At 68.0% G+C, this 22,788-nt stretch carries 19 protein-coding genes; 4 read left to right on the top strand and 15 right to left on the bottom strand.

The window, feature by feature from the left end; genetic code table 11:
* A partial coding sequence (locus tag BM125_RS08430) for a Calx-beta domain-containing protein (RefSeq protein ID WP_217647833.1) occupies positions 1-1,316 on the top strand: 1,316 nt, incomplete at its 5' end.
* Between the two features lie 60 nt (positions 1,317-1,376).
* Here the strand turns inward: BM125_RS08430 and BM125_RS08425 are convergent.
* Positions 1,377-2,120, bottom strand: a complete 744-nt coding sequence (locus tag BM125_RS08425) for a ceramidase domain-containing protein (RefSeq protein WP_092406878.1) — start codon at positions 2,118-2,120, stop codon at positions 1,377-1,379.
* A 126-nt stretch (positions 2,121-2,246) separates the two neighbouring features.
* On the bottom strand, positions 2,247-2,537 hold the full coding sequence (locus BM125_RS08420) for a YciI family protein (protein WP_092406876.1): 291 nt from the start codon (positions 2,535-2,537) through the stop codon (positions 2,247-2,249).
* Between the two features lie 281 nt (positions 2,538-2,818).
* Between BM125_RS08420 and BM125_RS08415 the strand changes: the two genes are divergently transcribed.
* Entirely contained in the window at positions 2,819-4,531 is a 1,713-nt protein-coding gene (locus BM125_RS08415) for a tetratricopeptide repeat protein (RefSeq protein ID WP_092406874.1), read from the top strand.
* Between the two features lie 118 nt (positions 4,532-4,649).
* Here BM125_RS08415 and BM125_RS08410 read toward each other — a convergent pair whose 3' ends face one another.
* The 10 genes from BM125_RS08410 to BM125_RS08365 all read right to left on the bottom strand — a co-directional run bounded on the left by BM125_RS08410 (position 4,650) and on the right by BM125_RS08365 (position 18,170).
* A complete protein-coding gene (locus BM125_RS08410) occupies positions 4,650-5,000 on the bottom strand; it encodes a hypothetical protein (protein ID WP_092406872.1) in 351 nt (116 codons plus the stop codon).
* A 95-nt stretch (positions 5,001-5,095) separates the two neighbouring features.
* Positions 5,096-5,506 carry an ester cyclase gene (locus tag BM125_RS08405; RefSeq protein ID WP_175497973.1) on the bottom strand — a complete coding sequence of 137 codons (411 nt, stop codon included), beginning with the start codon at positions 5,504-5,506 and terminating at the stop codon, positions 5,096-5,098.
* A 264-nt stretch (positions 5,507-5,770) separates the two neighbouring features.
* Positions 5,771-5,986 (bottom strand): hypothetical protein, encoded by a 216-nt coding sequence (locus BM125_RS08400; protein ID WP_092406868.1) that lies wholly within the window; start codon positions 5,984-5,986, stop codon positions 5,771-5,773.
* A 259-nt stretch (positions 5,987-6,245) separates the two neighbouring features.
* A complete protein-coding gene (locus BM125_RS08395; RefSeq protein ID WP_092406900.1) occupies positions 6,246-9,587 on the bottom strand; it encodes a DEAD/DEAH box helicase in 3,342 nt (1,113 codons plus the stop codon).
* A 268-nt stretch (positions 9,588-9,855) separates the two neighbouring features.
* Entirely contained in the window at positions 9,856-11,007 is a 1,152-nt protein-coding gene (locus BM125_RS08390) for a hypothetical protein (RefSeq protein ID WP_139224914.1), read from the bottom strand.
* A 161-nt stretch (positions 11,008-11,168) separates the two neighbouring features.
* Positions 11,169-13,550: a winged helix-turn-helix domain-containing protein gene (locus BM125_RS08385; RefSeq protein WP_092406864.1), complete on the bottom strand. Its 2,382-nt coding sequence runs from the start codon at positions 13,548-13,550 to the stop codon at positions 11,169-11,171.
* Positions 13,551-13,610: 60 nt separating this feature from the next.
* Positions 13,611-14,840 (bottom strand): nucleoside recognition domain-containing protein, encoded by a 1,230-nt coding sequence (locus BM125_RS08380; RefSeq protein ID WP_092406862.1) that lies wholly within the window; start codon positions 14,838-14,840, stop codon positions 13,611-13,613.
* Positions 14,841-15,325: 485 nt separating this feature from the next.
* Positions 15,326-15,889 (bottom strand): hypothetical protein, encoded by a 564-nt coding sequence (locus BM125_RS08375; RefSeq protein WP_092406860.1) that lies wholly within the window; start codon positions 15,887-15,889, stop codon positions 15,326-15,328.
* 104 nt (positions 15,890-15,993) lie between these two features.
* Entirely contained in the window at positions 15,994-16,683 is a 690-nt protein-coding gene (locus BM125_RS08370; RefSeq protein WP_092406858.1) for a response regulator, read from the bottom strand.
* Positions 16,680-18,170, bottom strand: a complete 1,491-nt coding sequence (locus BM125_RS08365; RefSeq protein ID WP_175497972.1) for an ATP-binding protein — start codon at positions 18,168-18,170, stop codon at positions 16,680-16,682. The genes BM125_RS08370 and BM125_RS08365 overlap by 4 nt, the downstream gene beginning before the upstream one ends.
* A 246-nt stretch (positions 18,171-18,416) precedes the next feature.
* On the opposite strand from BM125_RS08365, the gene BM125_RS19770 reads away from it, so the two are divergent.
* Positions 18,417-18,863, top strand: coding sequence for a hypothetical protein (locus tag BM125_RS19770; protein WP_139224913.1), 447 nt, complete (start codon positions 18,417-18,419; stop codon positions 18,861-18,863).
* Here BM125_RS19770 and BM125_RS08355 read toward each other — a convergent pair.
* The 3 genes from BM125_RS08355 to BM125_RS08345 are packed head-to-tail and all read right to left on the bottom strand — an operon-like array spanning position 18,767 to position 21,719.
* Positions 18,767-19,453: a class GN sortase gene (locus BM125_RS08355; RefSeq protein ID WP_217647832.1), complete on the bottom strand. Its 687-nt coding sequence runs from the start codon at positions 19,451-19,453 to the stop codon at positions 18,767-18,769. The two genes, BM125_RS19770 and BM125_RS08355, sit on opposite strands and share 97 nt — an antisense overlap.
* Positions 19,454-19,467: 14 nt before the next feature.
* Entirely contained in the window at positions 19,468-19,653 is a 186-nt protein-coding gene (locus tag BM125_RS08350; RefSeq protein WP_092406853.1) for a hypothetical protein, read from the bottom strand.
* Positions 19,654-19,691: 38 nt separating this feature from the next.
* Positions 19,692-21,719: a marine proteobacterial sortase target protein gene (locus BM125_RS08345; protein ID WP_092406851.1), complete on the bottom strand. Its 2,028-nt coding sequence runs from the start codon at positions 21,717-21,719 to the stop codon at positions 19,692-19,694.
* 173 nt (positions 21,720-21,892) lie between these two features.
* Here BM125_RS08345 and pdsR point away from each other — a divergent pair, with 173 nt between their 5' ends.
* Entirely contained in the window at positions 21,893-22,588 is a 696-nt protein-coding gene (pdsR, locus tag BM125_RS08340) for a proteobacterial dedicated sortase system response regulator (protein WP_092406849.1), read from the top strand.
* The last annotated feature ends 200 nt before the right edge of the window (positions 22,589-22,788 follow it).

Raw genomic sequence — 22,788 nt, 5'->3', positions numbered from 1 at the left:
TCACGATCACGATCAACGACGACGCCGCACCCGAAGGTGACGAAACGGTGAGCCTGACCCTCGGCGCGCCGAGCGGCGGCGCCACCCTCGGTGTCCCGTCGACCGCGATCCTGACGATCCTCGCCAACGATGCCGCGGCCGGCACGCTGCAGTTCACGCCGAACCCGGCCGACCAGACGGTGGCGGAAAATGCCGGGACGGCCTCCTTCACGGTGACCCGCAGCGGCGGCGCATCGGGTGCGATCAGCACGACCATCGCCCTCGGCGGCAGCGCCACACTCGGCGCCGGCAACGACTACACGACCTCGACCCTGACCCTGGACTGGGCCGACGGCGATGCCAGCGATCGCACGGTCACGATCACGGTCAACGACGACGCCGCACCCGAAGGTGACGAAACGGTGAGCCTGACCCTCGGTGCGCCGAGCGGTGGCGCCACCCTCGGTGTCCCGTCGACAGCGATCCTGACCATCCTCGCCAACGATGCCGCGGCCGGCTCGCTGCAGTTCACGCCGAATCCGGCCGACCAGACCGTGGCGGAAAATGCCGGAACGGCCACTTTCACGGTGACCCGCAGCGGCGGCGCATCGGGTGCGATCAGCACGACCATCGCCCTCGGCGGCAGCGCGACACTCGGCGCCGGCAATGATTACACGACCTCGACCCTGACCCTGGACTGGGCCGACGGCGATGCCAGCGATCGCACGGTCACGATCACGATCAACGACGACGCCGCACCCGAGGGCGACGAAACGGTGAGTCTGACCCTCGGTGCGCCGAGCGGTGGCGCGGTTCTCGGCTCGCCATCGCTGGCCACGTTGACCATCATCGCCAATGACGCCGCAGCCGGCGTGCTCCGGTTTGCCGCCGATCCCCCCGACCAGGTCGTGGTCGAGAGCGTCGGCACCGTGAATTTCATGGTCAGCCGGGGTGGCGGCAGTGTCGGCGCCATCAGCGCCACGGTCGCGCTCGGCGGCAGCGCGATCCTGGGCAGCGACTACACGAGCTCGAACCTGGTCCTCGACTGGGCCGACGGCGACGCGACCGATCGCACGATCACGCTGACGGTCATCGACGACAGCGGGATCGAGGGCAGCGAAAGCGTAGCGCTCGTTCTCGGCGCACCGAGCGGCGGCGCCGTACTTGGAACACCGGCTACGGCCAACCTGACCATTCTCGACAACGATGCAAATGGCGGTCCGGCGCCGGCCACGGCGATTCCGGCCAGCTCGACCTGGTCGCTGGCCCTGCTCGCCCTGCTGTTGACGGCGTTCGCGGTCGTGCGGACGGGGACGGCCGAGCGCAGGATCGATTGAGACGCCGGCGCGGCCACCCCCCCCCCCCCCGGGCTCGGCGAGGGGTGGCCGCGACCGCGGTCAGGCTCGCGTCGGAATCGCGCGGACGATGCAGAGCACGGCCGCGGCCGCCGCGACGTGCTTGAGCGAATGCCCGCTGACCACCGCGGTCAGTTCGAGCGTGCGTGAGTCGAACGTTTCGAGCAGCTTGGCCAGGCCATAGAGACCCAGCGCGGCCAGCAGCAGGCGATTGCTCGATGGTCCGGTCGGGAACAGGGCGATGATCAGCGGGATCAGGACGACCGGCAGGAATTGCACGAGGATGTAAGGTCGCAGGTCGCCCTGGCCGAGCGACTCGGTCAGGGCCCAATAGACGGCAGAACTTGCGCCCACTGCGACCAGCAGCCAGAGCAGTCCCGGCTTGCGTCGTTCGAGCACGCGCTCCTCGAGCAGGAGAGTCAACAAGGCCATGAAGGCTACGGTCATCGGCAGGCGATCCCAGAGCAAGGTCGCATTGCCCGGCACGTGGTGGTAATACGCCGAACCGAAGCCGACCAGGATCACGGCCATGCAAAGGACCCGATAGGCGTCGCGCGCGGGGGCGTGCGCCAGCCGCGGCGCGCGCCACAGGCCGAACGCGCCAACCCCGATGAAGGGCAGATTCGAGACCACGTTGAAGAAGTTCGCGAGGCCGAAGAGCGTTGTCGAATCGGCGAACCGGTGGTACCCGGGATCCTGCGCCACGCGTCCAGCCACGGACAGCGCGAGCACCGCGATCAGGGAAATCGCAACGAGCACTCCCTGGCGCCAGTTTTCGACTCGCATGCGGTTTCCGGGTTTGGTGAGGATGGATGCGCGTCACTGTCCGTCGTGACGGCTTGCCGCGCAAGCGCACCGAGATTTGCCCGGTCGGCGTGTCGACACGCCAGGCCTCGCTTGAAGCTCCCGCATTCAGGCATCGAGCAGTGGCTGCAGGAGGGCCGAGGCCATCGTCGGCGTGAAGCGGATCAGCGTGTAGCGGGCGACACCATGGATCTGGAACGGGTCGGTCGCGAGCAGCTCGCGCAACGGCGCTTCGCTGCTCGCGCTGGCCAGGATGATGCCGCCCTCGCGCGGTTCGCGACGGCCCGAAAGCAGGAATACGCCCGCTTCGTAGCCGCGCTCGAGAAACGCGCGGTGTGCGGGCAGGTGAAGGTCGACGATCGCGAGGGGTTGGGTATAGGTCAGGACGACGAGAAACATCGGCAGGCTTCCGGATCGAAGGCCCACGAAGAGTGCGCACCGGATCGGTCCCGCGCAAGGGCGCACCGGTCGACCGGAATCGCCGTTCCGTGCCGCACGGCGGCGTTGACCCGGCGCATTGCCTCGAGAAGCGCGGCTTGCATCGGGCAGGCATCCCCCGCGGCGGGCACGGGCGCATCCTGGGGCACGTGGCGGTTCGGAGTTCCCTGGCGCGACGCGCTTGCAGGTCATCCGTCGGCGGTGTAGAAAATACATTCCTCGGATGACTGCGGGGGTCTGACATGAGCTGCATTCGCCATGTGTCCCTGGTCCTGGCGTGCGTCGTTGCGAGCGCCTGCAACCGCGCCCCCGAAGCGCCTGCGCCCACGGCGGGTCCGACGCCCGTTGCGGCGACCGCTGGGACGATCGCCGAGGAGATCCCCGGCGCCACCCTGATCCCGGGCCTGGGCAACTACCACTTCACGATCAGCAGCACCACGCCCGATGTGCAACGCTGGTTCGACCAGGGCCTGATGCTCACGTACGGGTTCAACCATGATGCCGCCGAACGCTCGTTCCTGCGCGCCGCATCGCTCGATCCCGATTGTGCGATGTGCTGGTGGGGCGCGGCACTCGTGCTGGGTCCGCACGTCAACGCCGGCATGGACCCCGGCAACAACGAGAAGGCGTGGAAGCGCCTGCAGCGCGCGCAGGCACTGGCCGCTGGCGCAACGCCTCGCGAACAGGCGTTCATCGAAGCGCTCGCCGCGCGCTATGCCGAACAACCACCGGAGAACCGCCGGTCACTCGACGAGGCCTATGCCGCAGCGACCGGCGCGCTGACGAAGGCGCGGCCCGACGACCTCGATGCCGCGGTGTTCCATGCCGAGGCGCTGATGGACCTGCAACCTTGGGACTACTACGACGGCCAGGGCCAACCGAAGGGCCATACCGACGAGATCGTGGCGGCGCTGGAATCGGTGATGGAGCGCGACCCCGACCATGCCGGCGCCCTGCACCTCTATGTGCATGCGGTGGAAGCCTCAGCGCATCCCGAGCGCGGTGTCGCCGCGGCCGACCATCTGCGCACGCTGATTCCGGGTTCCGGCCATCTCGTGCACATGCCCGCGCACATCTATTCACGTGTCGGCCGCTGGCACGATGCCGTGCTCGCCAACCAGATCGCAATCGAATCCGACGATGCCTACCTGAACCTCTGCCGCGGCAATACCGGCGGCGTCTATCCGCTCGGCTACGTGCCGCACAACCATCACTTCCTCTGGTTCGCGGCGAGCATGGAGGGCAACAGCACACTTGCCCGCGAGGCCGCCCGGCACACCGCGGAACGCACCGCTGACGCGCAGCTGATGCGAACGGCAGGCTTCGAAGCCATGCAGCATTACTGGATGACGCCCTGGTTCGATGATGTGCGCTTCGGGCGTTGGGACGACATTGCCGGCAAGCCCAACCCGGCGCCCGACCTGCCCTATGTCAGCGTGGTCTGGCACTACGCCCAAGGCATGGCGGCGGCGCGCCAGGGCCGCACGCAGGATGCCAGGCAGCACCTCGAGGCCATGCGCCCGCTGGTCGCCTCGCCCGAGCTGCGCAAGATCACGGTCTGGGACCGTTATCCGCTCAGCCATGCCGCGGATATCGCCGAGCGCAGCCTGACCGCCGAAGTGGCTCTGCTCGACCGGGACGCCGATGCGGCACTCGCCGCGCTGCGCGAGGCGACGACGATCGAGGACAGCATTCCGTACGACGAGCCACCCGGCTGGCACTCGCCGACCCGGCATGCGCTCGGTGCCGTACTGCTCGATGCCGGAAAAGCCGCCGAAGCCGAAGCGGTCTATCGGGCCGAGCTGGCCCGCAATCCGCAGAACGGGTGGTCGCTGGTGGGTCTGGCGAAGAGCCTGCGTGCGCAGAAGCGCAACGCCGAAGCCGCCGAAACGGAGCAGGCCTTCGAGCGCTCCTGGCAGAACGCGGACATCACCCTGGTCAATTCGCGGATCTGAGCCTGGGGAGCCTGCCGGCCCAGGCCTCTTGCAGGGTTCGCCGATCAGCAGCGGCAGCGGGGTCAGCCTGGACTCCCTCTCCGCCAGGTTCGGCCACGCTCCCGCCCCCGGGCGACGCTCATGCCGACCGCCCCTGCACGACCCAGAGCCATGCCGCATAGGCCACCGCGCAGACGTACAGGGTGCCGAAGATCAGCTTGTTGTTCCGCGCCAGCCAGAGCGGCAGGAAGATATCGAAATTGGCGTCACGGTCCTGCGTATAGCGAGCGGCGACGCCGGTCAGCGGGCAGCTCCAGCGGTTGACCAGCAACACCAGCGTCTCCAAAAGTACCGCGCCGCCCATCGCCGCAGCCCATTCGAATCGTCGCAGCTGCGCGGCCACCGGAATGGCCACGATGCAGACGACGAAGAACAGCCAGACCGCGGTATGGACAAGCTTGACCGTGAGCAGGGCGGTCGATGGCTTCATGCAGGGAGCAGGCTCCGGCGTGGGACGGAGAGGACGCACAGGTAGCGCTGTCAACCGGCTGCGCCGATGCCGCAGTCCGCAGGCGCAGGAAGATCCTAGGCAACAGCCTGCAGCGAGGCGAGCAGGCCACCCTGGTTCCAGGCGTCCCAACCCTCGACGATCCGGCCGTCGGCGAAGCGAAACCAGCTGATGCCGCGAAAGCCGACAGCGCGATTCGAAGGCGCGAGGCCCAGGTCGGCTCCCCGATGGGTCGCTGTGGCCGACCAGCGCACGACCACGTCGTCGCCCTGGCCGATCACCGATTCGAGGGTCACGCGCAGGTCGGGGAACGCGCCGAGCAGGGCGGCGCGTGCGGCGAGGAATTCATTGACGCCGTGCACGTCGGCACCCTCGAGGTGGCCGACCGCCTCGGCATGCAGGAGTTCGTGCACGGTGGCGTCGTGGCGACGGTTCCAGACATCCTCGAACCAGCGGCGGGCGAGTTGGATATTGGCATTGTCCGACATCACGGTGATCCTCCTTGTCAGCTTGCGCCAGGATGGCCGCGCTTGTTGCGGCGGGGAATGCATTCCGGTATTGCGCGAAGCCGGAATCCAGCGGACGGGATTTGACGCCCGATTGGATTCCTTTACAAGTTCGAATCACCGCAGAAATGGGATTTGCCCGCAGCGCCGTGTACCGGCTCGCCGAGATAGAGCTGGCGGCATGCGGCCCTCTCGAGCGACCGCCGGATGCACGCCGCGGGTTGCGCCCGCCTCTGCGTCGCAGAGCTAGCTCGCAGCGGGCGGGCGATAGCCGAGGATGCGCGCCGGCAGCAGGAAGATCGCCTTGATCAGGGCCAGGATGCCTTCCATCAAGGCGCCGACGATGCGGAACGGGATCGACAGCAGCCAGAGGATCGGCCACAGGATCAGCAGGACCAGGGCGACCGGCCAGCACAGCACCAGCAGGATGGCCCAGAGCAGCAGGACGAACAGTGCACGCATCGATGTCAGCTCCTGTGTTTGAGCGCACGAAGGATCGGGCCGGGCTTGTTACGGGTCGATCCACCGGAACGGCGCCGATGAACGCCCCATCTGGCGACCGCGCTCTCCAGGAGACAGGTGGTGTCAGGTCTCGTCGCAATCAAGCATGGGTTCGAAACACTTGCCGCGCCCGGTGAGCGTGAGCCGCGGACACGGTACCCGACTCCTCGAAAAGACGGCAGCGCCATTGGTCATTGGCAGCCCGCGCGCCGGCCACCGTTCAGAGCGGTGCGAACAGCTCGGCCAGGTCGTCCTCGTCGAAGCGCAGCGATTGCGTGCTGCCGCCTTCGAGCACGGCGGCCGCGAGCTCGGCCTTGCGTTCCTGCAGGGCGAGGATCTTTTCCTCGACCGTGCCGGTGCAGATCAGCTTGTAGACGAATACCGGCTTTTCCTGGCCGATTCGGTGCGCACGATCGGTGGCCTGCGCCTCGGCTGCGGGATTCCACCACGGATCGTAGTGGATCACGGTATCGGCTGCGGTCAGGTTGAGGCCGACGCCGCCGGCCTTGAGGCTGATCAGGAAGATCGGCACTTCGCCGGCCTGGAACCGCGCCACGAGTTCGGCCCGCTGCGTGCCGGGGGTCTGCCCGGTCAGCATCTGGTACTTGTGCTTGCGCAGGGTCAGGGCCTTCGCGATCAGCTCGAGCATCTCGGCGAACTGGCTGAAGACGAGGATGCGGCGGCCTTCGTCGACGAGGCTGTCGGTGAGTTCGAGCAACAGGTCGAGCTTGGCCGACTCCTTGATGCGTTTGGCCCCTTCGAGCTTGACCAGGCGCGGATCGCAGCAGGCCTGGCGCAATTTGAGCAGGGCGTCGAGGACGATGATGCCGCTTTGCGCGAGGCCGCGCTTCTGCACCTCGGCGAGGACGCGCTCGTGCTGGGCCAGGCGCAGGGTTTCATAGAGTTCGCGCTGGGCGCCGTCGAGTTCGACATGACGCGGGATGAAGGTCTTTTCGGGCAGGTCGGCGAGCACGTCCTCCTTGCGCCGGCGCAACAGCAGCGGCGCGATGCGCCGACTCAGGCGTTCGCGGCGTTCGGCGTCGTTGTGCTTCTCGATCGGCGTGCGGTAGAAGCGCGTGAAGTGGCGGTCGCTGCCGAGCAGGCCGGGCTCGACCGCATCGAATTGCGCCCAGAGTTCGCCAAGATGGTTCTCCAGCGGCGTGCCGGTCATGGCCAGGCGGCGGCGCGCGGAGATTTCGCGCACGATCCGCGCCGCCTGGCTCTTCGAGTTCTTCACCACCTGGGATTCGTCGAGGACGAGCAGGGCATATTCGTGCGCGAGCAGCGCGTCGCGGTCGCGGGCCAGCAGCGGATAGGTGGTGATGACCAGGTCATGGTGCGGGATCGCGTCGTGCAGGCCGCCGCGGGTCGGCCCGTGCAGGACCAGCACGGAAAGGTCCGGCGTGAACCGCCGCGCCTCTTCACGCCAGTTCGAGACGAGGCTGGTCGGGGCGACGATCAGGGCCGGTCGGTCGAGCCGGCCGCGCTGTTTCTCGGCGAGCAGATGGGCCAATACCTGCACGGTCTTGCCAAGGCCCATGTCGTCGGCGAGCACGCCACCGAGACCGGCATCGGCGAGGAAGCCGAGCCAGGCCAGGCCGTCGCGCTGATAGGCGCGCAGGGTCGCCTTGAAGCCGGGCGGCTCGGTCGCCGGCGTTCGCGCATCGCGCAAGCGGGCGAGCTCCGTGCGCAAGCGTTCGCCGCCGCGCCATGGCATCTCGCTGCGCGCGGCGAGTTCGTCGAGCACGCTGGCCTGCGATCGACGCAGACGCAGGCTGCCCCGTTCGATCTCGCGTTCAGGCATGTCCTGCAGCCATTCGAGCAGCGGCGCCATGAGCTGGCGCAGGCGCTCGAGCGGCAATGGCACGCGACGGCGGCCATCGATCGGTACCAGCCACAGGGCATCGGGCTCCTCGCCCTTGCGCGGATGCAACGGAAAGCCCGGATCGGCGAGCAGGCGGCGCAGGATCGGCAACAGGTCGACACGCTCGCCGCCGATGTCGATGCCGAGACTGAGATCGAACCAGGCATTGCCCGATTCCTCGATCTCGGCATACCAGTCATCGGGCTCGTCGAGCAGCTCGAACGGAAAGCCTGCATCGGTCTCGAGCCGAAAGCCGTGGTCGCGCAGGCGTGGTGCGAGTGCGAACAGGTGCTCGGCGGCGATCAGCTGGCCGCGTCGCGGTTCGAGCACGAAGTCGCCATCGCTGAACACGTCGCGCGGCACGTTCGGCAGGCGTGGCAGCAGGTCGATATCGATCAGGCCGAGCGCCTCGAGCTGCTCGACCGCGGCGATCTCGGCCGAGCGGTCACGCACGATATCGAGCAGGCGGCCGTCGTACAGGCGACGTTCGCGTGGCCGGACCGGAGCGAATGGCAGGCGCGGCCCGTCGTAGTCGAAGCTCAGGCGCACGCAGCCGGCCTGGTAGCGATGCGGCATGCCGTTCTGGTGGGTCAGCAGCGGAAATGCGCGCAGGGTCAGCACCGGTGTCGGCACCGCCTGATGGGTCTCCGGCGCACTCGCCCTGGCCGGCTTCGGCAAGCCCTCGAGCTGGCTCGTCTTGTGCCAGTGTTCGACCACGAACTCGGCATGTTCGGGCATCAGGGCCGGCGCGCGCAGGGCTGCGTCGATGACCTGGGCATCGCCATCGACCCGGCCGAGCGCCCGCGCCGAAGCATCGAAGTACCAGATGTGCGCGATGCGCAGCAGGCGTGTCGAGCTGTCCGCGCCTTCGAGCTGCGGCACGAGCTTCTGGTTGCCATCCTCGGACAGCGTCCAGCCCCATTCGAGGGTGCGCTTGTCGCCGAGGCTCACCTGTCCGCGCGAGGGTTTCTCGACGAAGCAGGGGTAGTCGTGGAGAAGGATTTCAAGCAGGGCCTCGTCGCGTTCGCCGCTGAGCGGATACCAAGCGCTCGATGCGTAATGCGGGCTGGCCATGCGCAGCCGGGCCACGTGCTCGAACTGGCGCGGGGTCAGGCGTTGCCACGGATCGGCGCCGAACTGGAACTGGCCGACCGGTTGCGGCGCGCCGAGGCCGCCGCGCTTGTTCGGTTTGAGCCATACCGGCTGCGCCTGCATGCCCGGCAAGGTCCCGTCGCCGATGCGCAGCAGGATGCCGAAGACCAGGCCCGCGTCGGCCGGCGGCTTGCGCTGGGACACCTTCGGAGCGGCGCCGAGCGCCTCGAACCAAGGTTTCCAGGCGCCGAGGTCGGCCCGCGGCGCGGCCGCGGAGGGGGTCGGATTGTAGGCTTCGGAGCGCGCGCCGAGCATCTTCAGCGCGATCGCCGCGACGTGCTTGCATTCGCCTTCGAGCGGACAGGTGCACTGGGTGTCGAATTTGGGCTTGCCGCCGTTCAGGCCGATCAGGATCGCGGCGGTGTACGGTTCGGGCTCGCGTCCCTGGACCGCCCCGAACAGGGTTCCGGCATCGTCCGAACGCTCGTACCAGACCTCGCGCACGCGCCCGCGACGCACGTAGTCGGCGCCCTTGGCGAGGGTGTGCTGATCGAGCACCGCATTGGCGCTGCGCGAGAGCAACTGGCGGAAAAACGACTCTTCCATGCGGCGCAGGTCGACCGATCGGCAAAAGCGAACAGACAATCGTGCCTGCACCGACCCGATCCGTCCAGCACCGGGTGGCCGTGGCGGATTGCGCGGGAAATCCGCGCCGACCGCAATCAAGTTTCCGCCGACGTCGTAGCGCCACATCAGGGGCCGGCCATCGCGGTCCGGCGGCGAGCGGCGGACGCGATCGGGGTCGATCGCATGGCGCCGCTCGCCGCCGCCGCGTGCGCAGGCAGCGGCCGTTGCAGCAGGGTCTCGCCAATCCTCAGGGTGCCGGATCGAAGCCGTCGACGAAGACAGGATCCACCAGGATCGGCGTGAGCATGAAGCTCGCGGGTGCGTCCGAGGCGTCTCGGCCGTTGCCGACGATCACGCCGAGGTCGTTGATGGCGGTACCGCCACGGAAGCTCGTCAATCCGCCGGTGTCGTCGACCACGTCGAACAGATCGTGGATCGTTCCATCCCGCCACACCCATGCCTTCAGGCCCAGGCCCGGTCCGCTCTGGGTGCCGATGCCGGCCGAGCCGACGATGACGCCCGCGGCGTTGATGTCGAGCGCTGCGCCATTGACCTGGTCGAGGATGGCGCCGGGGATCTGGGTGAACGTCCCGTCCAGGGAGAAGATGACCGGTACCAGCTTGGCCGTTGCCGGATCGAGTCCGACACCGACCGAAAGGCCGGCCTCGTTGATGGCTGCGGGAAAGCTCGGCAGCGATTCGGTCATGTCGCTCATCGACTGGACCGCTACGCTACCGACCTGGCCGACCGTGGCATGGACGTTCGAACTCTGGGTGTACCAGTTGCCGACGATACGCCCGGCACTGTTGACGTCGGACCAGCGCGCATTCTGGTCCGGATCGAGCATGGTCGGGTCCTGCAGGCCGTAGTCGACGAGGCCGGTGGAGTCCTGCCAGACGAAGGCGTGGTTCGGAACGCCCTGTTGCCATCGCACGGAACCGACCACCACGCCGTTCTCGCTGATCCCGTTCGGCTGCACCTGCAGGGCGGTGCCATCGCCGATCACGGTGTACTGATCCGGCGTCGCCGCGTTCCAGAGCAGACCGCGCAGTGTCATGAAATCGTCGGCGGTACCGACGATCTGGCCGGCATCGTTGATTGCGTAGGCGATCCCGAGCACTTCGGCGCCGGCAGGGATCGCCAGCTCATGCCAGCCGGCATCGTCCCAAAGGACCGCGTGACTGACGAAATCCTGGTCCTGGTAGGTGCCGACCGCCTGGCCGACGTTGTTGATGTCCTTGACCGTCACGCTCCACGCCCCGGGTACCTCGAGTCGGGTCAGGTGATAGAGCGGAGGCGATCCGGCCAGGGCGCAACCGCACAACGCGGTCAGGGTGAGCGACAGCAGAGTCAGCAGGTAGCGTGAGGGTGCCTGGGAAGTTGATGCGGAAAGGGTCATGGGCGCGATCTCATCGAAGGGAAGCTGGCGGCGATCGTCGATCGGGAAGATCGATTCCGCCTGTCCAGCCGGTGCACCGACCATCCACCAGTGCGCCAGCCGGTGCATGTAGAGGGCATGTAGAAACCATGTACCGGCACGTGGATCGCCGCATTTCCGGGTCAATCGGTGCCTCGGCGCATCGCTTCGTGCGACCTTGTCGGCTCGGGCAGGGCCCGTTCTCCGGCCAGTTGGCGCGCCCGCGCAAACGCGGTGCGCGCCTCCTCGGAATGCCCGCGCGCCGCCTCGAGGAGGCCCGAGGACCAGGCGACACGCATGTCCCGGGCCACCCATGGCGCCAACTGGCGCAGGACTTCACTCGCCTCGTCGAGCCGGTCGGCATCGATCAGCAGCGGAACCAGGGCGCTGCCGGCGGCCACGATTTCGTCCGGGATTCCGCGCGCCTCGGTCTGCGCCATGACCTCCCGAAAACGCTGGCGAGCGTCCTCGGCCCGGCCTTCGGCCTGGAACTGATAGGCCGCGCCGAGTTCTGCCTGGATGCGCGCGGCCTGATCCCGCGCCGAAGCGGCCCAGCTGGCCAGATGGGTCTGTTCGGCGCCGGACTGCACCTGTCGACCCAGGGCCTGCAGGGCTCGGATGCGGACCAGGGCGACCCGGGCATAGTCCCCGGGTGCGCGTTTTGCCAGCTCCGGAGTCGCCGCCGCATCGGCCAGGCGGATCGCCGCTGCGAAGTCGGCACGGGCGAACGCGTTCTCGGCCAGCAGTCCGCTGGCCTGCAGGCGCACCGCGGCATCGGCCTGGGCCTCGCTGGCCTCGCGTATTCGCGACAACTCGCTGTCCGCCTCGCTCAAGCGCCCATTGGCCGCAAGGGCGCGGGCGCGCGACAGCACCAGCTCCCAGCGTTGGCGCTGGTTGCCGGTCTGCGCCCCGGCATCCTGCAAGCGCTCGCTGGTCGCAAGCGCCCCATCGAAATCGAGCAACTGCAGTTCGACCTCGATCGTACTGGCCATGCTGGCCGCCCAGGCGTCGTCGGCACCGAGTTCGCGCAGGCGCTCGCTGGCCCCGCGCAGGATCGGCAGCGCGATCGCGGGCTGCCCGCGCTGGATCGCGTTCATGCCGAGATTGAGATCGACCACGGCCACCCCGAAGACGTCGTTGCCGAATTCGTAGAGGGCCCGGGCACGGCCATAGTCGGCCGCCGCCGCCTCCAGGTCCATGTGCTGGCTGGCAATGCCGCCTCGGCCGACATAGGCCTTGGCCAGGCTGATCGGCTGGCTGCCTTCGGCCAGCAGGCGGATCGCTTCGGCATAGGCCGCGCTGGCATTCTCGAACTGACCTTGTCGATACCGGGTGGCGCCGAGGGTGATCAGTGCACGGCCCCGCAATTCGGCAAAGCGGTCCGCGGGCAGTCGCTCGAGCAAGGAGTCGATGCGCTGCGCGGCGGCCTCGTAATTGCCCGAGAAGAATTCGACCGAGGCCTGGCTCAGGGCGATTTCGGGCTGGTTCTGCAGGGCCGGCGTGGCCTCCTCGATCAGGGCGCGGGCAACCGCAAGCTGGCCGCTCAGTACCGCCGCATTGACCCGCTGCCGGAGGGTTTCCCTGACCAGCGTTGCATCACTGGTGTTTTCCGCGGGCGGCGCATGTCCGAGTTTGATCAGGAGTTCGTCGCTGGCCATGCGCGCGGCCCGGATCGCATCCGGCGCGTGCGATTCGACGACCAGGGTCCCGCGCGGGCGCCGAGCTTCGAGACGAATCGTCCACTGCCCGCGGGTCAGGGTGCCGCTTGGCTGGATCTGCAGATCGGCAGCCAGTGGCCGCAGCGCTTCGACCGGACGCAGGCCGGGATTGCGCTCGAGCAGGGCGACGACGGTTTCGCTCGGTGCGGTTGCCAGGTCGCCGCGGCGCAGCTGCGAGGCCACGAGATCCATCAGTCCGAGTTCGAGCCACTCCCATTGAGCGGGTGCGCTGATTTCGGCGGGAAGCACCAGCGCGGGAACCGGGGCAGGGCCTGGCTCCCGCGGCACCGGCGCCAGTCCGGTCCAGCGCAGGACGCCGACACCCAGCGCGGCCAATGCCGCCACGCCGACGGCACCCGCGATGAGCCGGTAACGCAACGCGCCCATCCAGCGCGCGCCGGACATGCCCGCCGCGGCCGCGGGTTCCGGCTCGTGCGGCGCCGGCGTTGCATCCGCTGCGGTCGAACCGGCCTGCGCGGCAGGCGCTTCCTCGATGGTGCCTTCGCCGACCCATCGGTAGCCCAGTCGCGGCACGGTACGGATGATGCGCTGATCGCTGCCGGTGTCGCCGAGGCGCCGTCGCAGGCGCATGATCGCGTGACTGACCGACACTTCGCTGACATCGATCCGCTCCCAGACCGCCGCGGCCAGTTCATCGCGACCGACCGGGCGATCGCGATGGCGAATCAGGTAGATCAGGCAATCGATGGTGCTGAGCGGAAGTACGACGCGCTGACCGTCCTCGAACAACTCGCGCGCCTGGGTATCGAGTCGAAAGCGGTCGAAGCGGAAAACCGGCTTTTGCATGACGACAGATTACCCGCAAATCGCCGACGGCCAGCGTCCAAGCCGGTCGGCAAGCCGCTCTCAGCCGAAGAACCAGTAGCACACACCGATCGAGGCGAGCACGCCGCAGAGTTCGGCGAACAACGCGCAGCCGACCGCATGGCGCGCACGTTTGATGCCGACCGCGCCGAAGTAGACCGCGAGCACATAGAAGGTCGTCTCGGTGCTGCCCTGCATGGTCGCGGCGAGCAGGGCCGGAAAACTGTCGACACCGTGCGTGGTCATCGTCTCGATCAGCATCGCGCGCGCCGCACTGCCCGAGAACGGCTTGACCAGCGCGGTAGGCAAGGCGTCGACGAAGCGGGTGTCGAGGCCGGCGTGGGCGACCAGCCAGCGGATCCCGTCGAGGGCGAAATCGAGGGCGCCCGAGGCGCGCAGCACGCCGACCGCGCACAGCATCGCAACCAGGTAAGGCAGCAGGTCCCTGGCCACGTCGAAACCCTGGCGCGCGCCTTCGATGAAGCTTTCGTAGACCGCCACCCTGCGAAACGCGGCAACGAGCAGGAACAGCACGATGATACCGAACAGGACGAGGTTGCCGAGCAAGGAGGAGAGCGCGGCCAGGGCCGTCGCCGACAGCGCCGCGAGCACCGCAATGAAGCCGCCCAGCAGCAGGGCGCCGGCGCCCAGAAAGCCGAGCACGACCGGATCCCACAACTTGAGTCGCTGGACCACGGCGACGCCGAGCAGGCCGGCCAGCGACGAGGCGCAGGTGGCGAGCAGGATCGGCAGGAACACGAGGGTCGGATCCGCAGCACCCTGCTGCACGCGGTACATGAAGATCGAGACCGGCAGCAGGGTCAGCGACGAGGCATTCATGACCAGGAACAGGATTTGCGCGTTGCTCGCCGATTCCGGTTCTTCATTCAGGGTCTGCAGCTCGCGCATCGCGCGCAGGCCGATCGGCGTCGCCGCATTGTCGAGGCCGAGGCCATTGGCGGCGAAGTTGAGGGTGATCAGGCCGATCGCCGGATGACCCCGCGGCACGCCGGGCATCAGGCGGGCGAACAGCGGGCCGAGCCAGCGCGCCAGGGCGCCGACCAGGCCAGCCTGCTCGGCGATCTGCAGGAAGCCGAGCCACAGGGTCAGCGTGCCGAACAGCAGGACCATGACCTCGACCGACAGCCGCGCCATGTCGAACAGGCTGGCGACCATCGTGGCGAACACGGTCTCGTCGCCGCCGACCAGCCAGCGGGCCAGCGCGGCGATGGTGGCGGTCAGGAAGAAGCCGAGCCAGAGTTTGTTGAGCATGCCAGGTGCCGGGCCTGGCCCGGATTATTCGTGAATACGCGCGATGATCGCCCAGGGCCCTGGATTCACGCGGTTTTCGGAGAATGAGGGGATAGCGGGCATTATCGCCGAATGAGCCGAAAGTCGTGTGGATTCAAGGAACAAGCGGGGCGCGCGCAACTCATGAATAACCCGGGCGGGGACCGTTGAGGAGGGTCTGAACAAGTAGCAAAGTTGTCACGACGCTTGCCTGGGTGATTGGATCCTGAAAAGGTGGCGTCCAGAAGGCTTCCCACTTGCACCGCGCGCCTCGTCAAGGCAACCCGCCTTCACTTCGCCACGCGGTACATGTGGAAAACCTTCTGAACGCCATGACGACTCTGCTACTTGTTCAGACCCTCCTCAAAGCATCGCACAGTCGCCGGGAACGGCGCAGCGCTACGTGGCCTCGGAAAAAGTGGGCGCCGGGTGCCGAAGCAACCCGGCGCCCGGCAGGTCGACCGTGCTCAGTCCTGGCCGATCAGTTGTTCGGCGTGCGCGCTGAACTCGGCGACACGACCGGCATCGACACTCTTGCGCAGGACGCGACGGAATTCAGGCAGCAATTCGAGCAGGGCCTCGCGGGTCGGGGCCTTTTCGATCTTCTGGTTGAACAGGAAAGCGCGCAGGCCGATCTTGGCGGTCAGCATGCGGGTCATGAAATCGCGCGCGGGCTGCAGCGACTCGCCATCGTTGGCCGAACGCGAGGCCGTCGCGGCAACCGGCTTCGGTGCCGGGCGCGCTTCCGGCGGCGGCGCGGTGATCTCTTCCTTGGCGGCGACGATCGGAGCAGCAGCCAGCGCCTGCACCTCACCGCCGTCGGCAACCTCGATCATGCCTCCGGCAGCCAGCTCGTCGAGCACATGGTCGATCTCGTTGATGGCGGCGAACTGCTGGCGGATCCCGGCGACGGTGCGCTCGCCGTTGATCGATATCAGCACCATGCGATGGCGCGGACCAAGCTTGTGCTTGCGTTCGTCGATTTCCTGGCGGCCGGCCGCCGTCTTGACCGGAATGGCACTCTCGAGCATTGGATGTCCCTCATGACCTTCCGGCTCGCTGGGTATCGGGCCGGATGAAGAAAAGTGTTTTGGCGAGCACTGACAAATTTCGGCAATGTCTTACGCGGAGGGCTTCAGGTCTCGCTCCCGACATCGTCGTCGAGCTCGAAGCGATAGCCTACTCCGTATACGGCGGAAATCGGATCGATGCCGACCTCCACCAGCTTGCGCCGCAGGTTCTTGACGTGACTGTCGACCGTGCGATCGCTGACCACGCGGTGATCTGCATAAAGCGCGCCAATCAGCTGGGCACGCGAAAACACGCGTCCGGGCTGTCCGCAGAGCTTGCCGAGCAGGCGGAATTCGACCGGGGTCAGGGTCAGCGCGATGCCGTGGACGCGTGCCTCGAAGCGCTCTTCGTCGAGAACGACAGCGGCCTCCCTGACCTTCGCTGGCGTATTGATGCGTCGCAGCACGGCGCGCACGCGAGCCACGACTTCGCGTGGGCTGAACGGTTTGCAGATGTAGTCGTCGGCGCCGAGCTCGAGGCCGAGCAGGCGATCGAGTTCCTCGACCCGCGCGGTCAGCATCAGGATCGGCACCTCGCTGAAGCGGCGCAGCTCGCGGCAGATGCTGAGGCCGTCGATGCCGGGCAGGTTGATGTCGAGCAGGACCGCGGCCGGCGGGTGCGCGCGAACGCGCTCGACCACGCCCTCGCCGCTCGCGCAGATTTCGGCCGTATAGCCGGCGGCGAGCAGATAGTCGCGCAGCACCGAGGCGAGCTTGGGCTCGTCCTCGACGATCAGGATCGATGGCGTGTTCATGGGCCCCTCGCCAGCGCCGGCAGGCGCACCTCGATGCGCAGGCCACCGAGCGTCGATGCCGCGGCGCCGATGCTGCCGCCGTGGGCGAGGACGATGGCGCGGCAGATGGCGAGACCGAGACCGGCGCCGCCGGCGTCGCGGTTGCGCGAGGGGTCGACGCGGAACAGCCGGTCGAACAGGCGCGGCAAGTCCGCTTCCGGCACGCCCGGTGCGCTGTCCTCGATCACCATCGAGACGCTGTCCGCATCGTCCTCGAGCGTCACGCGCACGCGTCCGGGTGATGCGGTGTAGCGCCGGCTGTTGGCGAGCAGATTGTCGACGAGCTGGCCGAGCCGCCGGGTGTCGCCACGCACGCGCGCGTCGCCGTGCATCGCGAGCCCGAGTTCGAGACCGGCATCGGCGAAACCGTTTTTCTGCAGATCGACCGCTTCGTGCAGCAGTTCGCCGAGGTCGACCGGCTCGAAGGTGTATTCGAGCGCGCCGGCATCGGCCAGCGACAGCTGGTAGAGATCCTCGACCAGGCTGCCGATGCGCTCGCACTCGGCGTTCAGCGAGTTCAGCGCCGACGGCGTGACCTCGCGGATGCCGTCCTGCAGGGCCTGGATCTCGCCGCGCAGCACACTCAGTGGGGTGCGCAACTCATGCGCGATGTCGGCGCCCCAGCGCCGCCGCGATTCGCGGTGTTGTTCGAGGGTGTGCGCGAGGTGGTTGAAATCGCGGGCCAGCTCACCGAGCTCATCGCCACGGCGGTCGCCGACCCGACGGCCATAGTCGCCTTCGGCCAGGGCGCGGGTGCCGGCCGCCAGCTCGCGCACCGGGTCGAGCAGCCAGCGGGCAAGAGCGAAGGCCAGCAGCAGGGCCATGGCCAGGATCGCCACGCAGGCGATCAAGGCGTTGCGGAGCTGGTCGCGGGCGAACGAAAGGTCGGTATCGCCACGCAACTGCGGCAACCGACGCAGGTACAGGGTGCCGACCGTCTGGCCATCGACCTCGATCGGCAGGCTGGCCGCAGCGCCGGCGATCTCGGGATCGCCGACCACCGGCAGGCCGCGCGCGTCGACCAGCAGCAGCCGAGAAAGCAGGTTCAGCTCGGCCAGATGCGCCCGCCGGGCCCGCTCCGGACCGTGCCTTGGTGGTGGTGGACGGCGCCAGTCGTCGTCGCGCGGCGGTGGTGGTTCGTCGTCGGATCCGGACCGGTCGAGTGGCGGTCGATGCCGCGGTATGCGCTGGCCGCGGCGCAGATCGGGTTCGATCAGGTCGGCAAACGCGCGCGGATCACCGCGCAGGAAGGTCCACCCGCCGTTTTCGGAATACGCGATCGCCAGGCGTTCGCTGACCGGCTGCAGGCGTTCGAGCGCGACTTCATCGAGATAGCCGAGAAAGCCCTTGCGGAACGTCTGCTGCTGCCAGATCACGAAGGCGGCCAGGGCCAGGCTGCTGATCGCGGCAAAGGTCAGGAACAGGCGTTGCCAGAGACGCAGCTTCATGGGCGGGTGAGAACGGAAAGCATGGCGACACCATAGCGCCGTTGGCGGGCGCGCGTCCGGGTTGCGCAAAAAATCCACGATTCCTGCGTATTCGCTGCGCATTGGCGGCGTAGGGTGGAGCCTGAATCGACCCCGGGCCGGCGCGACTCAGGCTATGAGCGCGTGCACCGAACCCTCCCGCTCCCACTCCCGGTCCTGGTCCGGGGTCGCTTCATCCACCTCACCATCCCCAACGAGGAAATCCCCATGAGAACTGCCATCCGAAATGCCGTCATCGCCGCCCTGCTCGTCGGCGCGAGCGCGGTCAGCCAGGCCCGCGGGCCGAACTCCTACGAAATGCTCGCGACCCTGCCCGACACGAGCGCTGCCCAGCAGGAGACCATCCACCGTATCGAGAACGAGCGTCGCTCGGCCTATGCCGACCTGTTCGCCAAGCAGCGCGCCGAGCGCGAGCGCATCGACGCCGACACGGCGCAGAAGCTGCGCAAGGCGCTCGGTGACGAGGGCTATCGCAAGTATGCCGAATGGAAACTGTCGCACGGCCACGGTCGCGGAGAGGGTCGCATGCATGCGCGCGGCAAGCATGGTGATCGTCGTCATCCAGGCATGCGCGGCGGTCCCGGCATGTCCGGCGGTCCCGACCAGGCGCCGCCGATCGACGAGGACGAGAGCGACGACGCACCGAAGGCCTGAGCCTGCGTAACCGCCGGCTGGGCCGATCGGCCCGGCACGGCGGTGACCACGTAGCGCAACGGGCCACCTGGGTCGAGGGCATCGAACGGATAGCAGGTGACCAGCAGCAGCGCATCGGCCGCGGTCGCGGTCTCGATGCGCTCATGGCGGGCGTCGACGATTCGGATCGATGCCACGCGGTAGTCTTCCGCTTCGTGCATCGCATCGAGCGTGATCGCATCGCCGACGCTGAGCTGGCGCAGAAAGGCGAAGTGGGTGTCGCGGTGCGCGCTGATGACACTGAGACCGGACGACGCCGGCGGCGCACTCGATTCGGCCCAGCCCGGACCGAAGGCCAGGGTGCGGCCCGAATCGCCACTCAGCACGATCTCGTCGACGCCGAGGCGGGCCACGCGCAGGCGCGCCACGGGCGACATGTCGGCCCAGGGCCACGGCCGGGCCGCGTCGCCGCTCTCGAGATGCCGCTGCCAGGCCTGTCGCAGCAGGACCTGGGCCAGGCCGGCCTTGGCCTGCATATAGCTCGCGTGGCCGAGCGGCATGCAGGCGCACAGTGCGAGCAGCAGGGCCAGTCGTCGTGATGGTTGTGCCATTGGTTCAGATCCCCCTAGAGCGGCAGCCAATCGCTGGCTGCGTCCTCGACGCGCACTTCGCGGTCGGCTTCGGCGTGGCGTTCGGCCAGTCCGGCCGCGACCACCCAGGCCTCGGCGCCGAACCAGTCGCCCTCGAACGCCGGGCTGGCCTGCGTCGAAGCGGCGTTGCCGCGGCGTTGTGCAAAGAGTGAAAAAGACATGACGGATCTCCTGGTTCAGTGGGTCAGGGACGGTCTGATCAAGCAGCCAGATCGCCGCGGCGACGTCCGCCGCAGGCCAGCAGGGCAGCCAGGGCAAGCAGAACCAGGCCGATCAGGAACTGCAGCGGCGCCGAGGTCGCGGTCGCCGCATAGGCCAGGCTGCCTGCCGGCTGGCCGTTGGCGATGCGATGCGAGGCGAGGTCGAGCATCGGGTCGCGTGCCGGGGTGCGGTCGACCGCAATCAGGCTCGTGTACGGGCTGACCAGATGGTGCGCGATGGCCAGCCCGAGCACCTCGTTGCGGACCTCGGCGGCATTGGCGCCGCGCTCGAGCGACTGTTCGAGGCTCTCGATCTTGCGTTGCGCCCAGAGCCGCGCGATTCCGCCAGCCGTGGCCGCGCGAGCGAGCGCCAGCGAGGCCGCCCACGGCGCCTCGCTGCTGGCAGCGCGCGCCTCGAGGGTCCCGTTCAGAGCGGACACCCGGGCCACGACCAGCAGCGGCTCGCCGGCATACAGGTCGGGCAGGCGCTCAGGATAGACCTCGGCCGTGCCGGGCCAGCTCAGGCTGAGGTCGCGCAGGGCCGGGCGATCGAGTTTTCCGAACAGTTCGCGCATGCGCTCGCCAACCTCGGCCGGGCCGCGGATCACGATCGAGGAACCGCGACCCGAGGTCGCCGCGCGGGCGATGAACTGCGCATTCGGCGCGCTGCCGATGCCGATCGGGAACAGCCGCGACTGGCCCAGTTCGCGATCGATCAGGCTATACAGGCCGGCGGCATTGTCGACCGCGCCATCGGTGGCGAACACGACCTGGCGCACGTAGCCGGGTGGCGGCGTACCCTGCAGGGCCGTGCGCAGCGCACCGAGCATTTCGGTGCCGCCAGTGGCGTACAGGCGACCGACCCACTCGCGGGCCAGGGCGACGTCGCGCGGGCTGGCCGGCACGGCGCTGTCGAACAGGGCCTCGGTGACCGAATTGAACTGGATCACGTTGAACCGGTCGTTCGGGCGCAACGAGGCCAGGGCGAGGTCGAGCGCGGCCTGGGCCTGGCGGATCGACTCGCCGCCCATCGAGCCCGAGGTGTCGATGACGAGGATCAGCTCGCGCGGCAGCGGACGGCTGAGCTGGCTGTTCGGCAGCATCATGACCATCGCATAGGTGTCGCCGTCGACGGTTTCGGTCAGCACCGCCGAGGCCGGCGCCTTTCCGAGGACCGGCGTCCACTCGAGCACGAAGTCGCAATCGGCCGGCACCGGGCCATCGGCGAGGCTGATCGAATAGGCCGCGCCGCGACGGGCGACCGTGATCGCGTGGCTCGAACTCTCGATGCGGCTCAGGCTTACGCCTGGATCGAGATCGATGCGGACCTCGACCCGTGGCGCGTTGTTCGAGTGGACGTCGTCGTGCGTGGTCGAGAGGCGCTCATAGTCATATCCGGCCAGGGCGTCGTCGATGCTCGGAATTTCGGCGGAGAGGGCCTGCTGTGAGGCATAGCGCGGGGTATAGGTCAGCGGCAGGCTCAGCGTGAAGCGGTCGTCGCGATACTGGATCGTCTGCCACCAGCGCACCTCGACTTCGATCGTCTCGCCCGGTCCGACATTCGCCACCGCCGTGCGGAACAGGTTGGCCCGGTCGGCCTCGACCAGGGCCGCACGCTTGCCGCTGGCCGCGGCTTCGACGTATTCGGCGCGGGCCTGTTCCTTCTCGCGGATCTCGCCGACGATGACGCGCTCGCCGACCCGCAGGGTCATGTCGTGCACGGCCGCGCCGTCGGGCAGGGGCAGCAGGTACTCGACCTCGACCCAGTCGTTGCTGGAATTGCTGAAGCGCTGGCGGATGCTGGCTTCGGCGATGAGCCCGCCGATCTGGTAGTGGACATCGCTGGCCAGCGCAACGAGTTCGAAAGGTTGGCCGTCCCTGGCCGTTGCCTTGATCGTGCCGAATCCGGTTTCGGCGCGCGCGCCGGCGGCGAAGCCGAGCAGCAGGACGAGCAGGGCGAAGATCGTACGCAGCGGCTCGAAGCCGCGTTCGAGATCGGTGTCTTTTTCGCTGCGGTTCGCTTTCATCGCACGCTCCGGTCGGGTTCGCTGCCATTGCAGCGTCGGCCGCGGCCGCGACGGCGACGCGACGCGGGCAGGCCGGCGACGAGTTCTGGCGATTTGCGGGCAAATGCGCCCCGCGCATTGCGCACGGCCCGCGGCGCTGCGTAAGCTCGATTCCAGTCCCGGGAGTACCGCCAATGCCGCGCAGCATCGCCATCGTCGAAGACGAACCGTTGATCCGGGCCAACTATGTCGAGGCCCTGACCCGCGCCGGTTACGAAGTGCGCGGCCATGCCGGTCGCATCGAGGCCGAAACCGCCTTCGCCCAGCGCATGCCCGAGCTGGTCATCATCGATGTCGGCCTCGGCGACGAACCCGAGGGCGGCTTCGACCTCTGTCGCAGCCTGCGGGCCAGGGCGCCGACCCTGCCGATCATCTTCCTGACCGCGCGCGACTCGGATTTCGACGTGATTTCCGGACTACGCCTCGGCGCCGACGACTACCTGGCCAAGGACGTCTCGTTCCACCAGCTCGCTGCACGCATCAGCGCGCTGTTCCGGCGCATGGAGGCGCTGCGCAAGCCGACCGTCGCCGACAGCGTCCACGAACAGGGCCCGCTGCGCCTCGAATCCGAACGCATGCGCGTGACCTGGAACGGCGAGGAAGTGCCGCTGACCGTGACCGAATTCTGGATGGTGCACACCCTCGTGCGCTTCCCCGGCCACGTGAAGAGCCGCGAACAACTCATGCGCGACGCCCAGGTCGTCGTCGACGACGCCACCATCACCTCCCACATCAAACGCATCCGCCGCAAGTTCCTCGCCATCGACCCGGCCTTCGACGCCATCGACACCGTGCATGGTGCGGGGTATCGGTGGGTTGGTCGGGGCTAGCCGGGAATGGACAATGGGGAATAGGGAATGGGTTGGAGCCGGGAATGAGTTGGAACTGGGAATGGGGAATGGGGAGTCGGGAATGGGGAGTCGGGAATGGAAAAAGCCGGGTTTCCCGAAATGATTCAACCATCGCAGTTGCCGAGCGAGCTTCGATTGCTGAATGGCCATTTGAATAAGCAGAGCGGAATCTTGAAAAG

It is taken from the genome of Dokdonella immobilis, from assembly GCF_900115085.1.
GTDB classification, from domain to species: Bacteria; Pseudomonadota; Gammaproteobacteria; order Xanthomonadales; family Rhodanobacteraceae; genus Dokdonella; species Dokdonella immobilis.
The sequence above is the reverse complement of the archived record's forward strand: the minus strand, read 5'-3'. Positions and strand labels throughout refer to the sequence as shown.